Source organism: Latilactobacillus fragifolii (assembly GCF_905332535.1).
GTDB classification, from domain to species: Bacteria; Bacillota; Bacilli; order Lactobacillales; family Lactobacillaceae; genus Latilactobacillus; species Latilactobacillus fragifolii.
In genome coordinates this window covers 384,537-396,307 of sequence record NZ_CAJOCF010000001.1, presented here as the reverse complement: position 1 = coordinate 396,307, position 11,771 = coordinate 384,537, and the positions used below count along the sequence as shown (strand labels likewise).

Sequence of the window (11,771 nt, the reverse complement as noted above, 5' to 3'; positions counted from 1 at the left end):
AGTTTTCAAAATAGCTGTTTCAAACACGTTTGGGAGAACGCCTAAAATAGGCCACTGATGACCCCTTCTTCTGTGACGTCCATATTGAGGGCGGCTGGTTTTTTGGGAAGGCCGGGCATGGTCAGCACGGTACCCGTCATTGCGACGATGAAACCTGCACCGAGTTTGGGAATCAGTTCACGCACATGGACGGTGAAGTCAGTTGGTGCCCCTAAGGCCTTTGGATCATCTGAAAGTGAGTATTGCGTTTTGGCGATGCAGACAGGTAAGTGGTCCCAACCATTTTTTTCGATTTCTTTGAGTTGGTTGATTGCTTTGCCCTCGAAGACAACTGCCTTACCACCATAGATATCAGTGACAATGGTGGTGAGTTTCGATTCAATGGTGGCTTGTGGATCATATAAAGGTTGGAAATTTTGGGGTTGCTTGAGGGCCGCTAAGACAGCTTGGGCTAAATCCAGCCCGCCATTACCCCCGTGTGCCCAAACACTAGTTAAAACGGCTTTAACCCCCATTTCAGCACATTTTTCTTGGAGCATTGTTATTTCGGCTTCGGTATCGCTTGTAAATTCATTGATGGCCACGACAACTGGAATGCCGTAACGTTGCATATTAGCAATATGTTTGGCCAGGTTACTAAACCCTTTGTTCAACGCGCCGAGATTTTCAGTAGTTAAATCGGCTAAGGCAACCCCCCCGTTATATTTTAACGCTCGAACAGTGGCGACAATCACGATAGTGTCGGGAGTCTTGCCGAGTTGTGGCACTTTAATGTCTAAGAATTTTTCAGCCCCTAAATCTGCACCAAAACCGGCTTCAGTAATCGCGATATCTCCAAGCTTCAAAGCGGTTTGCGTGGCTAAAATACTGTTACAGCCATGGGCGATGTTGGCAAATGGTCCCCCATGAATCAAAGCTGGTGTGTGTTCAAGGGTTTGAACGAGGTTTGGTTTGAGTGCGTCTTTCAAAAGCATTGCAATGGCACCAGTGATTTCGAGTTGGCCAACGGTGACCGGTTGTCGATCATAAGTATAGCCAATGACAATTTGGCTAATACGACGCTTTAGGTCAGTAATATCAGTTGCTAAGCAAAGAATCGCCATTAATTCACTGGCAACGGTAATATCAAAGCCATCTTGGCGGGGCATGCCTTGTACTGGGCCACCGAGTCCGATCACAACTTGGCGTAACGCGCGGTCGTTAATATCAAGCGCACGTTTCCAAATAATCCGGCGAGGATCAATGTTGAGGGCATTGCCCTGTTGTAAATGGTTATCGATTAAGGCTGCTAAGGTATTCACAGCAGCGGTCAATGCATGCATGTCCCCTGTAAAATGTAAGTTAATGTCAGCCATTGGCACTACTTGTGCGTAGCCACCACCAGTCGCGCCCCCTTTCATCCCCATAACGGGTCCTAATGAAGGTTCACGCAAAGCAATCACTGCTGATTGATCTAGTTGCCGGAGGGCATCGCCAAGGCCAACGGTAACGGTTGACTTGCCTTCGCCAGCTGGCGTGGGGTTGATTGACGTAACTAAAACCAGTTTCCCATCGTCTTGGTCCTGCAAACGGTTAAGGGCTGCAAAATTAATTTTCGCTTTATATGGCCCATATTGCTCCAAATCGGCAGCTGTTAAACCAATTCGTTCGGCAACTGCGGTGATTGGCTGCATCTCCTTCGCTTCATTTTCCTGTGCTATTTGAATATCTGACATACCGCCCAGCTCCTTTTTATTTATGCTACTACTTAGTATAGCTGATTACGTCTGGAATTGGCAGATGGGATGCTTAAAAAAGAACGATATTCTTCGACACCCTGTGTTGTGCGTGGTAAAATAAACGCGAACGACTGATTAACATTTTAAGGAGGGATTGTGATGGAACGAGGAAGTGTTAAATGGTTTAGCAATGCTAAAGGGTATGGCTTCATCAGTTATGGAGATGATGAGGAGATTTTCGTCCATTTTACCGCAATCCAAACCGACGGCTACAAATCATTGGTTAAAGATGAGCCGGTATTATTTGAGATTAAAGAAGGCGCCCGCGGGCTACAGGCCGCTAACGTGCAAAAAATAACAGAATAAAAAAATAACAAGGTGGTATAGGGTACGATATGCCTAAGGGACCACACCTAAAAAAGGCCAGGACAAAAGTGATTTTTGTCCTGGCCCCTTTTTTTACTTTAATTAAGCTTCAATTGGCCAATCGTTTTGTTTTAGGTGTTCGATCAATACCTGTTTGGCTTTACGACTAAGTAGCAGTTGTTCAGGTTGGTAATCTAATTCATTCGTTCTAATTAATAGACCGTGTTTTTGTACAATAATGGTCGTCGTCATTTCACGGTTGATGATTCGCTTGGCTTTAAATACCGGTCGTTTGAGCGTCATCGTGGTTGCCGACAGTGATAAGCGATACCCGAAAATGACCCACAGCGTTAAACAAACAGCGATGACGCCTATGACCCACGATTGCCAGTTTAAATTGATAAGTTCAAGTTGTACAATTAAAGCTAATATATAAATGAAGCCAATCCAAGACCAGATTGTCACGAAGTAAGCATAATTTGGTTGGTAGAATGCGGTGGTTGTCTTTTGCATGGGGCCCCTCCTTTTTTACGCTTTGTATCATACCATTAACCTGACGCATCTGTCAGTGAAAGGCGGTAAATTTTAAGAATGATTAAACTTTATACAGACGCAGCAACTCGCGGCAATCCTGGCCCAAGTGCGGCTGGAATTTTGATTGTGACGCCAGAGCGACAATATCAGCTCCAAGCGCCGCTGCCGAATCAGTCGAATCATGATGCAGAATTTGCGGCAGTCATTCTTGGCTTAAAACAATTAGCCAATCGTGGGCTCACCACGGGAATATTACAAATTAACGTTGACAGCAAGCTCGTTGTCCAGAGTCTAGAAAAACGGTACGCTAAACATTACCAAGCAATCGTTGACCAGATTCTAGCACTTGAAGCGCCCTATTCAATGGTTATTCATCAATGGCTTCCAGATCGTCAAAATCAAGGCGCCCACCATTTGGCCCAACAGGCGCTAACCCATTTAAATGACTGTTGATGGGCTTAACTAGCGCTTTGGGCTCGAGTCTAGTAAAATAGCAGTAATGCTATAATTTTGGAGGAGTACGTATGATTTTAGTTACAGAAATAATTTCATTCATTATTTTCATTAATGCCTTATTGGCAATTATTACGATTTTAAGACAACCCCGCGATATTGCGGCTACATGGGCGTGGCTATTAGTGCTCATTTTGCTACCCATAGGTGGTTTTATTTTATATATGTTTACCGGCCGGGGCTTATCGCGGAAAAAGATTTTTCAGAGTCAATCACAAATCGATGATGGCCTTTCAGCGTTAGTCGATATTCAACGCAAGGAAAATCGTAAAAACGACCTCCTCCCTAAAAAGATGCTTTCTAGTGAAGCCGCTGAAATGGTGAATCTCTTTTTAAACATTAATAATGCCCCCGTTTTAAAGAATAACCATGTCAAAATTTATACGGACGGGCAAGCAAAGTTCGACGCCCTCTTTGCCGATATCAAACAAGCGCAAAAAAGTATTCATATTGAATATTATACAATTTATGATGATCGATTGGGCAATGAACTACAACAATTGTTGATTCAAAAAGCCAAAGAAGGTGTTTCGGTTAACGTTGTCTATGATGCTTGGGGCTCACAGGGGGCAACGCAAAAATGGTGGCATGCGCTTGAAGCGGTCGGCGGTCATGCGCGAACGTTCTTTAGTTCAAAACACACGATTACCGATTTTCGCTTAAACTTCCGTGATCACCGCAAGATTGTCGTCATTGATGGTAAGATTGGGTATATTGGTGGTTTTAATGTCGGTGATCAATACCTAGGTCGTAGTAAAAAATTTGGCCATTGGCGCGATACACACATGCGGATTACCGGCAATGCGGTGTTAGCCTTACAAGTGCGCTTTATGATGGACTGGAATGCCAGTGTCGAACCAGCCATTAAGCTCACATATTCAGAAGAACTGTTCCCAGTGGATCAATCCCAAAATCATGGCTCAGCAGCCATGCAAATTGTCTCAAGTGGTCCTGATAAATTGGATGAACAAATCAAACTCGGTTATCTGAAGATGATTAGTACCGCAAAGAAACGTTTATGGATTCAAACGCCCTATCTCGTGCCCGACGATAGTATCATTGATGCATTGACAACTGCTGCGATGTCCGGGGTGGATGTTCGCATTATGACCCCGAGCATGCCAGATCACCCCTTCATCTACCGGGCAACGGAATATTATAGTCAACTCTTGCATGCAGCTGGGGTTAAGATTTATCGGTATGAAGATGGGTTTTTACATGCTAAGACGGTAGTAATGGATGGTCACATCAGTACCGTGGGTTCGGCCAATATGGATATTCGCAGTTTCAAGTTAAACTTTGAAGCCAATGCGTTCATTTATGATCCGAAAGTCGCAGCGCAACTTGAAGCCATTTACCGCGCGGATATGGAAAAAGCGACCCTATTGACGGATGAAATAATCGCCCAACAGTCGCCTTGGTTGAAATTCAAACAAAAATTTTCGCGGTTACTTTCACCAATTTTATAGAATGTTCGTTAACTTATTTCTTATGATGGGGCAATATTAAATGAAGCCCAAGTTAAAAAAATTTTTTAAATTCTGTTAAGCTTTGTCGGACGGACGTTTAAAAAAAATTTGTTCAATACTAGGGATTGACTTTACTGCCAAATGTGATTAACTTAAGAACAGGACGATGCCCAAGACGGTCACAGCAATATTCGTAAATGGCTACTATAATTAGTGGTCATTTTTTAGTTTATCTACAATATGTGGTATTTATTAATTGCATCTTCGATTGCTAAACGGTATACTATTTTTATCGATAAGCGAAACAAAAGGGAGTTAACAATTATGGCAAATGTCACATTATATACTAAAAACGGCTGTCCACAATGCCGGATGACGAAACACTTTTTAGAAACGCACAACATTACTTTTGTTGAACACAATATCAATGATGAACCACAATATATTGATTACTTGAAGGAACAAGGTTTCCAAGCTGTTCCCGTTTTAGAAGCGGATGGCTTAGAAAGCTTCTCAGGTTTTAGACCAGCGGAATTGCAAAAATTGGCGATTTAAGCGCGATGCATTCCCAGTTTTAACGGGTGAGGCCGACTCTTGATTACTAAAGAGTTGGTCTTCACTTTTTTTAAACCCTAAAACAGCTAAAATGACTAGAAAGTGGTGCAAAAATGTCTTTAAAAGAGATTAAAACCGAAGATGTAACATACTATGAATTGAATAACCAAATTAACATTCCAGTGAATGGTCAAATTCCATTACAAAAGGATCAAGAAGCGCTCGCCGCCTTTTTGGAACAAAACGTGCAACCCAACATGGTGACGTTTAAATCCCTTCAAGACCGGTTGGATTATTTAGTCGCGGAAAATTATTATGAAGCTGACTTTTTGAAGGCCTATTCGCTTTCATTCATGGAACAATTGGACCAATATTTAAAAGCGCAAGACTTCCACTTCAAGTCGTTCATGGCGGCCTACAAGTTCTATGCTCAATACGCATTAAAAACAAACGACAATGGCTTTTATCTTGAAGATTTTAAAGATCGTGTTTTCGTGAATGCCCTCTACTTTGCTGATGGTGATGAAACCCTTGCGATGCAACTGGCTGACGAAATGATCCACCAACGTTACCAACCGGCCACCCCTTCTTTTTTGAATGCTGGTCGCTCACGCCGGGGGGAATTAGTCTCATGTTTCTTGCTCCAAACAACCGATGATATGAATTCAATTGGCCGCACAATTAACTCGGCCCTTGAATTATCACGGATTGGCGGCGGTGTTGGGATTAGTCTGTCTAACTTACGGGGGGCTGGCGATCCAATCAAAGGCATCGACGGCGCAGCTAGTGGCGTCCTCCCTGTTATGAAGTTATTGGAGGATTCTTTCTCATATTCCAACCAATTAGGACAACGTCAAGGTGCCGGGGTGGTTTACTTAAATGCTTTCCATCCAGATGTAATTTCTTTTTTAGGGGCTAAAAAAGAAAATGCCGACGAAAAATATCGTTTAAAGACCCTCTCATTAGGATTAGTTGTACCTGACAAGTTCTATGAATTGGCAAAAGCCGATGCTGATATGTATTTATTCAGCCCATATGGTGTTGAAAAAGAATATGGCGTACCTTTTTCATATGTTGATATCACCAAAGAATATGAGCACTTAATTGCCAACGACAACATTAAGAAAACCAAAATTAAAGCCCGTGATTTAGAAAATGAAATCAGTAAATTGCAACAAGAATCGGGTTATCCTTACATCATTAATGTCGACACGGCTAATGCTGCTAACCCAATTGATGGCAAAATTATCATGAGTAATCTCTGCTCTGAGGTATTGCAAGTGCAAACCCCATCCCAAATCAACAATCGCCAGGAATACGATGTGTTAGGAACGGATATTAGTTGTAACCTCGGTTCAACTAATATTCCGAATATGATGGCCTCACCTGATTTTGGCGGTTCAATTGAAGCCATGGTGCGTGCCTTAACCTATGTCACAGATCATTCTGATATCGATGTGGTCCCTTCTGTTGCGCACGGTAATGAATTGGCCCACACAATTGGTTTAGGCGGGATGGGGCTGCATACTTTTTTTGCTAAGAACCACATGATGTATGGCTCAGAAGAATCCATCGACTTTACAAGCAACTACTTCATGCTCTTGAATTACTGGACACTGGTGGCTTCGAATAAGATTGCTAGAGAACGTAATATTACGTTTGCAAACTTTGAAAAGAGTAAGTATGCTGACGGCAGTTATTTTGATCAATATTTAACTGAAGATTGGGCCCCTAAGACCGCCAAAGTAAAAGCCCTCTTCCAAGACATTATGATTCCCACGAAAGCTGATTGGCAAGCCTTGAAAGCCGCCGTCATGCAAGACGGTTTATACCATCAAAACCGTTTAGCGGTTGCCCCAAATGGTTCAATTTCGTATATCAACGATACTTCTGCCAGCTTACAGCCAATTGTCAATCGCATTGAAGATCGGCAAGAAAAGAAAATCGGGACAATCTACTACCCTGCCCCCGGCCTTTCAAACGACACAATGCCTTATTATGAATCAGCTTATGACATTGACATGCGTAAAGTGATTGACATTTACGCTGCAGCACAAAAACATGTCGACCAAGGGATGAGTATGACGCTCTTTATGCGTTCAACAATTCCAGCCGGGCTTTATGAATGGAAAAATGGCCGGACTGATAAAATGACCACTCGGGATTTAAACATCTTGAGAAACTACGCCCACCATAAAGGGATTAAATCAATTTACTACATCCGCACCTACACAGACGACGAAAGTGAAGTCGGCGCAAACGCATGTGAAAGCTGTGTAATCTAAAGTAGCGTACCTAAGCAGGTGTTTCGCTAGCTATGCTAAACACAAGCAAATGCTTTGCAGGAGTTAGTTTCAAAGTAAATAGCAGTTTCTTCCAGCTGTTCATCAGCTGGTCTACATACCTAAAGGAGTTCATAAACATGGCAGAAAATTATATTGCAATTAACTGGAACCAAGTTGAAGATCAAATTGATAAAGCGACTTGGGAAAAATTAACCGAACAATTTTGGTTAGATACCCGCATCCCCCTTTCCAATGACTTAGATGACTGGCGTAGTTTGCCAGCCAATGAAAAATGGATTGTGGGCCACGTTTTTGGTGGCTTAACCCTCTTAGATACCTTGCAGTCACAAGATGGCATGGCCAGCTTAAAAGCTAATATTCGTACCCAACATGAAGAAGCCGTTTTGAATAATATTCAATTTATGGAATCCGTGCATGCGAAGAGTTATTCATCAATTTTTTCAACGTTAAACACCCCAGCTGAAATTGATGAAATCTTCGACTGGACCAACACTAACGAATTCCTACAGTATAAAGCTAATAAGATTAACGACATCTATCAAAATGGCACCCCCTTGCAACAAAAAATTGCCAGTGTTTTCTTAGAAACTTTCCTCTTTTATTCTGGTTTCTATACCCCACTTTACTACTTGGGTAATAACAAATTGGCAAATGTTGCTGAAATCATTAAGTTGATTATTCGTGATGAATCAGTCCATGGGACGTACATCGGTTATAAGTTCCAACTTGGTTTTAATGAACTTGATAAAACAGAACAAGAAGAACTGCAAAACTGGATGTATGATTTACTATATGACTTATATGCTAACGAAGAAAAATATACCTATGAAGTTTATGACGGGACTGGCTGGACGGAAGAAGTTTTAACTTATCTTCGATATAACGCTAATAAGGCCTTAATGAATCTTGGTCAAGGGGCCCTCTTCCCAGATAGTGCTGAAGATGTGAACCCAGTCATCCTAAACGGGATGTCGACTTCAACAGCGAACCACGATTTCTTCTCTCAAGTTGGGAATGGTTATCGTTTAGGGAATGTTGAAGCGATGGAAGATAGCGATTATGATTTTGATTAAATGGTAATTTAAAAGAGCGCGACTCACTGACACTCGTGAGACGCGCTCTTTTTGTGGCTATTTTTTAAACTGTTTTAAGTACCGTTTGGCCAGTAATTTATGAAACTTAACGCCTAACGTTGGATTAGAGGCATCAATATCAGCGTACATCGCCGTCGTAATCTTATTAAGCAGTGGCACTAATTGATCGAGTTCTGCTTCCGTTAGTGCGTTCACAAAGGGCGGCACTTCTTGATTAGCAGCCTCAATTTCATGGCGGCCGGCTTCAGTTAAGTTAACCAAATTAACCCGCCGATCACTTGGTAGCTTACTTAACGTAACGAGTTGACGTTTAGCAAGTTTAGTCACAAATTCACTTGTTGACTGGGGCGACATCCCCAAGCGATTTGCTAGTTCACGTTGTGATAAGTGATCTTCATCAGCTAGGGCCAACAGAATCTTTCCCTGGCCTTCAACGATTAAACGGGGGCGGGCTTGTTTAACGATATCATCGTAGATCTTACTGAGTTGTTCATATTCGGCTAATTTACCAGCAACTAACTCGGCCTTGACACTGTTTGTCATGCATTATCTTCCCTTCGCTTTTTTTATTAGTATACACCATTCCAAAATTTAAAAGTAGCAAGCCCTTGACATTTTAATCAGGTCCCCTTATCATATAAATTAATCAGGTGACCTGATTATTAAAGAAGGAGGCAATCAGATGGGCAGTGATAATGTGATTGTGGTTCAAGCAATTCAAAAAGAATTTGGTACTAAGAAAGTCGTGCGTGCAGTGTCTTTGACTGTTCACAAAGGGGAAATATTCGCGTTATTGGGCCCCAATGGCGCTGGAAAAACAACGCTCTTAAAAATGATGACGACCCTATTACGCCCAGATGCGGGTAGTATTACCCTTAATGGCTTTAATACTGTGACCCAAAGCCGCCAAGCGCGACATCAATTTAGTGTCACCAATCAAGCAGCGGCTATCGATCAAGACTTAAGTGCTCGTGAGAATCTCCGGTTATTTGGGCGTTTAAACGGACTTAGTGCAAAAGCGAGTCGGTTTCGGGCCGATGAGTTATTGACAGACTTTGATTTAAGCCAATCGGCAGACCAAACATTGGCGACGTTTTCTGGTGGGATGCGGCGCCGTTTAGATTTAGCTGTCAGTTTAGTTGGTCGGCCACAGATTTTATTTCTAGATGAGCCAACCACTGGACTTGACCCACGAACCCGGACCCAAATGTGGCACGCGACTCAAAAATTGGTGAACAGTGGCTCGACAGTCTTTTTAACAACCCAGTATTTAGAAGAAGCTGACCAATATGCAAATCGGATTGCACTAATTGATCACGGTGCGTTAATCGCCAGTGGGACGCCCAATGACTTGAAAAAACAAGTGGGTGGTCAGCAGTTGCAGATAACAATTGCCAATCCTCAGCAAGTCGTACAGGCTCAGAAAATTTGCGCAGCCGTTTTAGAGCAAACTGTGCAGCTTAACGGCCAAACAATTGTTGGACCGCTTAAGGGCATTGATGGGCCCCCGGTCACTGAGCTATTAACTCGGTTGCAACTGGCAGGCATTTCAATTAGCAAGTTGCAACTGGCGCCGCCTTCGTTGGATGACGTTTTCTTAAAAATGACGGTTGGAAAAAACTAAGGAGATGATGAAATGATCAACAGGATAATAGCGAATCAGACAGTACGGAATAGCTTGACGTTAACGCACCGTAATTTACTTAAAACACTGCATAATCCGGATAATGTGAGTGATGTCGTTGTCCAGCCGATTATCTTCACCTTATTATTTGGTTACTTGTTTGGTGGGGTGATTGCTGGGAGCGTCCATGCTTACCTGCCGATGTTAGTTTCTGGGATTTTAGTTCAGAGTATTTTGAATGCCGCATCTGGTTCAGGACAACAATTACGAGAAGACATTAATCATGGGATTTTTGACCGGTTTAAAACGCTCCCGATTGCGCCAATTGCCCCGCTGGCCGGACAACTATTTGGTGATAGCTTACGATTGTTGCTTTCTGGAGCGATGGCGCTACTTACAGCTGCGCTAATGGGCTGGCGGCCAACCGTTAATTGCGGTGCAGTTATGCTAGCACTGTTACTGGCCGTCTTTATTGGGTGGTCGACTTCTTGGATTTTCGCCTTAGTGGGATTGCTGGTTAAAAATGCAGAACTGATCAGTAGTTTATCAATGATTATTATTTTGATATTGACATTTTTGTCGAATGCCTTCATTCCAGTCAAAACATTGCCCCCTTTTCTGCAAACAATTGTGCATATTAATCCGGTGACAACCACCATTACAGCGATAAGAGCTATTTTGAATACCGGCCATTGGAACGGGACTGCAACAATGGTCCTTATCAGTGGTGGCCTAATCATCATGCTATTTATGCCACTGACAGTCGTCGTGTACCAACAGCGTGACTAAGCTTAAGCTAAAAATCAACCGGCATCTTTAATTTTTATCTATACATGCATGCGTCTATGCCTATAAAGACAACCATTAATGTTGATGAGCCCTAAATCTTAAGCTTTATCGAAAAGTGATAGAAAATAATTGTTTCTCGATAAGAATCGGTTATAATCAAATGATTCTTTAAAAATGAGGTACAAGACTAATGTTAAAAAAATGGCTATTTAATATGGCGTCCCTTGGCATTGCAACCGTATTTGGCTTGTTAAGTCTGTTGGTAACGCTCCAAATTATGACTACTAAACACTTAGCATCCCCGGTAACAGCCTGGCTATTGGCGGTTGCTGTCTATGGTGTGACGGCTAGTATTTGGTTTACGTTGATTAAACTTGCTCAAATTCGCTCAAATTCGCCGTTTAATTGAACACGACCAATTTTTTTTACCACCGACGTTGCGCTATGTACTTGCAATCAGGCATGCGGTCTTGGTTGCGAGTTTGACGGCGCCCTTTGCGCTGCCCTTTTTCTACCGGATTACGCAACGCGAAGACGCGCCGGGGTTGATGTTGCTTGGCTTAGGACTCGTTTTGATGCCCCTTGCGAATTTCATCTTGCTACAGATTCTCGAAATGCTTTTTAAAAAGGCAATCGCCCTTCAAGCTGAAGTCAATTTGAAGGACTAAGCCGGACCTATTTTAGGCTAGGCTAATGAATAATCTTGCGGCGCCCTTTTATTGGGGGCCGCTTTTTTAGGGCTGCAGTGCATAAGCTGACGGGATATGTAGTATAATAAAACGTAGTGATTATGAAAGGGGTTT

General features: G+C 42.5%; 13 protein-coding genes. 10 read left to right on the top strand and 3 right to left on the bottom strand.

The features are described from left to right. Window positions 1–41: 41 nt before the first annotated feature. On the bottom strand, window positions 42–1,715 hold the full coding sequence (locus J7Q78_RS01915; RefSeq protein WP_208422302.1) for a formate--tetrahydrofolate ligase: 1,674 nt from the start codon (window positions 1,713–1,715) through the stop codon (window positions 42–44). 162 nt (window positions 1,716–1,877) lie between these two features. Here J7Q78_RS01915 and J7Q78_RS01910 point away from each other — a divergent pair, with 162 nt between their 5' ends. Beyond that, the gene (locus tag J7Q78_RS01910; RefSeq protein ID WP_208422301.1) at window positions 1,878–2,084 is read left to right on the top strand and encodes a cold-shock protein; all 207 of its coding nucleotides are present in this window, start codon (window positions 1,878–1,880) and stop codon (window positions 2,082–2,084) included. Window positions 2,085–2,186: 102 nt separating this feature from the next. On the opposite strand, the gene J7Q78_RS01905 is transcribed toward J7Q78_RS01910, so the two are convergent. After that, window positions 2,187–2,597 (bottom strand): EbsA family protein, encoded by a 411-nt coding sequence (locus J7Q78_RS01905; protein WP_208422300.1) that lies wholly within the window; start codon window positions 2,595–2,597, stop codon window positions 2,187–2,189. A 78-nt stretch (window positions 2,598–2,675) separates the two neighbouring features. On the opposite strand from J7Q78_RS01905, the gene J7Q78_RS01900 reads away from it, so the two are divergent. The 5 genes from J7Q78_RS01900 to nrdF all read left to right on the top strand — a co-directional run bounded on the left by J7Q78_RS01900 (window position 2,676) and on the right by nrdF (window position 8,534). Then, complete coding sequence (locus tag J7Q78_RS01900; RefSeq protein ID WP_208422299.1) at window positions 2,676–3,071, top strand: ribonuclease HI family protein; 396 nt, start codon at window positions 2,676–2,678, stop codon at window positions 3,069–3,071. 71 nt (window positions 3,072–3,142) lie between these two features. Continuing rightward, window positions 3,143–4,600, top strand: coding sequence for a cardiolipin synthase (gene cls, locus J7Q78_RS01895; protein WP_208422298.1), 1,458 nt, complete (start codon window positions 3,143–3,145; stop codon window positions 4,598–4,600). A 324-nt stretch (window positions 4,601–4,924) separates the two neighbouring features. Then, window positions 4,925–5,155 (top strand): glutaredoxin-like protein NrdH, encoded by a 231-nt coding sequence (gene nrdH / locus J7Q78_RS01890; protein ID WP_154241995.1) that lies wholly within the window; start codon window positions 4,925–4,927, stop codon window positions 5,153–5,155. A gap of 113 nt (window positions 5,156–5,268) precedes the next feature. After that, window positions 5,269–7,440 carry a class 1b ribonucleoside-diphosphate reductase subunit alpha gene (gene nrdE / locus J7Q78_RS01885; RefSeq protein ID WP_208422297.1) on the top strand — a complete coding sequence of 724 codons (2,172 nt, stop codon included), beginning with the start codon at window positions 5,269–5,271 and terminating at the stop codon, window positions 7,438–7,440. 137 nt (window positions 7,441–7,577) lie between these two features. Further along, on the top strand, window positions 7,578–8,534 hold the full coding sequence (gene nrdF / locus J7Q78_RS01880; RefSeq protein ID WP_154241993.1) for a class 1b ribonucleoside-diphosphate reductase subunit beta: 957 nt from the start codon (window positions 7,578–7,580) through the stop codon (window positions 8,532–8,534). 57 nt (window positions 8,535–8,591) lie between these two features. Here nrdF and J7Q78_RS01875 read toward each other — a convergent pair whose 3' ends face one another. After that, window positions 8,592–9,098, bottom strand: coding sequence for a MarR family winged helix-turn-helix transcriptional regulator (locus J7Q78_RS01875; protein ID WP_154241992.1), 507 nt, complete (start codon window positions 9,096–9,098; stop codon window positions 8,592–8,594). Between the two features lie 139 nt (window positions 9,099–9,237). Between J7Q78_RS01875 and J7Q78_RS01870 the strand changes: the two genes are divergently transcribed. The 4 genes from J7Q78_RS01870 (at window position 9,238) to J7Q78_RS09995 (ending at window position 11,636) form a co-directional block, all read left to right on the top strand. Then, window positions 9,238–10,179: an ATP-binding cassette domain-containing protein gene (locus J7Q78_RS01870; protein ID WP_208422296.1), complete on the top strand. Its 942-nt coding sequence runs from the start codon at window positions 9,238–9,240 to the stop codon at window positions 10,177–10,179. A 12-nt stretch (window positions 10,180–10,191) separates the two neighbouring features. Next, complete coding sequence (locus J7Q78_RS01865; protein ID WP_208422295.1) at window positions 10,192–10,968, top strand: ABC transporter permease; 777 nt, start codon at window positions 10,192–10,194, stop codon at window positions 10,966–10,968. 190 nt (window positions 10,969–11,158) lie between these two features. Beyond that, window positions 11,159–11,377, top strand: coding sequence for a hypothetical protein (locus tag J7Q78_RS10000; protein WP_235688029.1), 219 nt, complete (start codon window positions 11,159–11,161; stop codon window positions 11,375–11,377). Next, window positions 11,343–11,636: a DUF2975 domain-containing protein gene (locus tag J7Q78_RS09995; protein ID WP_235688028.1), complete on the top strand. Its 294-nt coding sequence runs from the start codon at window positions 11,343–11,345 to the stop codon at window positions 11,634–11,636. Before J7Q78_RS10000 ends, J7Q78_RS09995 begins: the two co-directional genes overlap by 35 nt. Window positions 11,637–11,771: the final 135 nt, after the last annotated feature.

Excerpts from the sequence above, each read along its gene's own strand:
- J7Q78_RS01915 (WP_208422302.1), bottom strand. The coding sequence starts at position 1,715 with ATGTCAGATATTCAAATAGCACAGGAAAATGAAGCGAAGGAGATGCAG.
- J7Q78_RS01910 (WP_208422301.1), top strand. The coding sequence starts at position 1,878 with ATGGAACGAGGAAGTGTTAAATGGTTTAGCAATGCTAAAGGGTATGGC.
- J7Q78_RS01905 (WP_208422300.1), bottom strand. The coding sequence starts at position 2,597 with ATGCAAAAGACAACCACCGCATTCTACCAACCAAATTATGCTTACTTC.
- J7Q78_RS01900 (WP_208422299.1), top strand. The coding sequence starts at position 2,676 with ATGATTAAACTTTATACAGACGCAGCAACTCGCGGCAATCCTGGCCCA.
- cls (WP_208422298.1), top strand. The coding sequence starts at position 3,143 with ATGATTTTAGTTACAGAAATAATTTCATTCATTATTTTCATTAATGCC.
- nrdH (WP_154241995.1), top strand. The coding sequence starts at position 4,925 with ATGGCAAATGTCACATTATATACTAAAAACGGCTGTCCACAATGCCGG.
- nrdE (WP_208422297.1), top strand. The coding sequence starts at position 5,269 with ATGTCTTTAAAAGAGATTAAAACCGAAGATGTAACATACTATGAATTG.
- nrdF (WP_154241993.1), top strand. The coding sequence starts at position 7,578 with ATGGCAGAAAATTATATTGCAATTAACTGGAACCAAGTTGAAGATCAA.
- J7Q78_RS01875 (WP_154241992.1), bottom strand. The coding sequence starts at position 9,098 with ATGACAAACAGTGTCAAGGCCGAGTTAGTTGCTGGTAAATTAGCCGAA.
- J7Q78_RS01870 (WP_208422296.1), top strand. The coding sequence starts at position 9,238 with ATGGGCAGTGATAATGTGATTGTGGTTCAAGCAATTCAAAAAGAATTT.
- J7Q78_RS01865 (WP_208422295.1), top strand. The coding sequence starts at position 10,192 with ATGATCAACAGGATAATAGCGAATCAGACAGTACGGAATAGCTTGACG.
- J7Q78_RS10000 (WP_235688029.1), top strand. The coding sequence starts at position 11,159 with ATGTTAAAAAAATGGCTATTTAATATGGCGTCCCTTGGCATTGCAACC.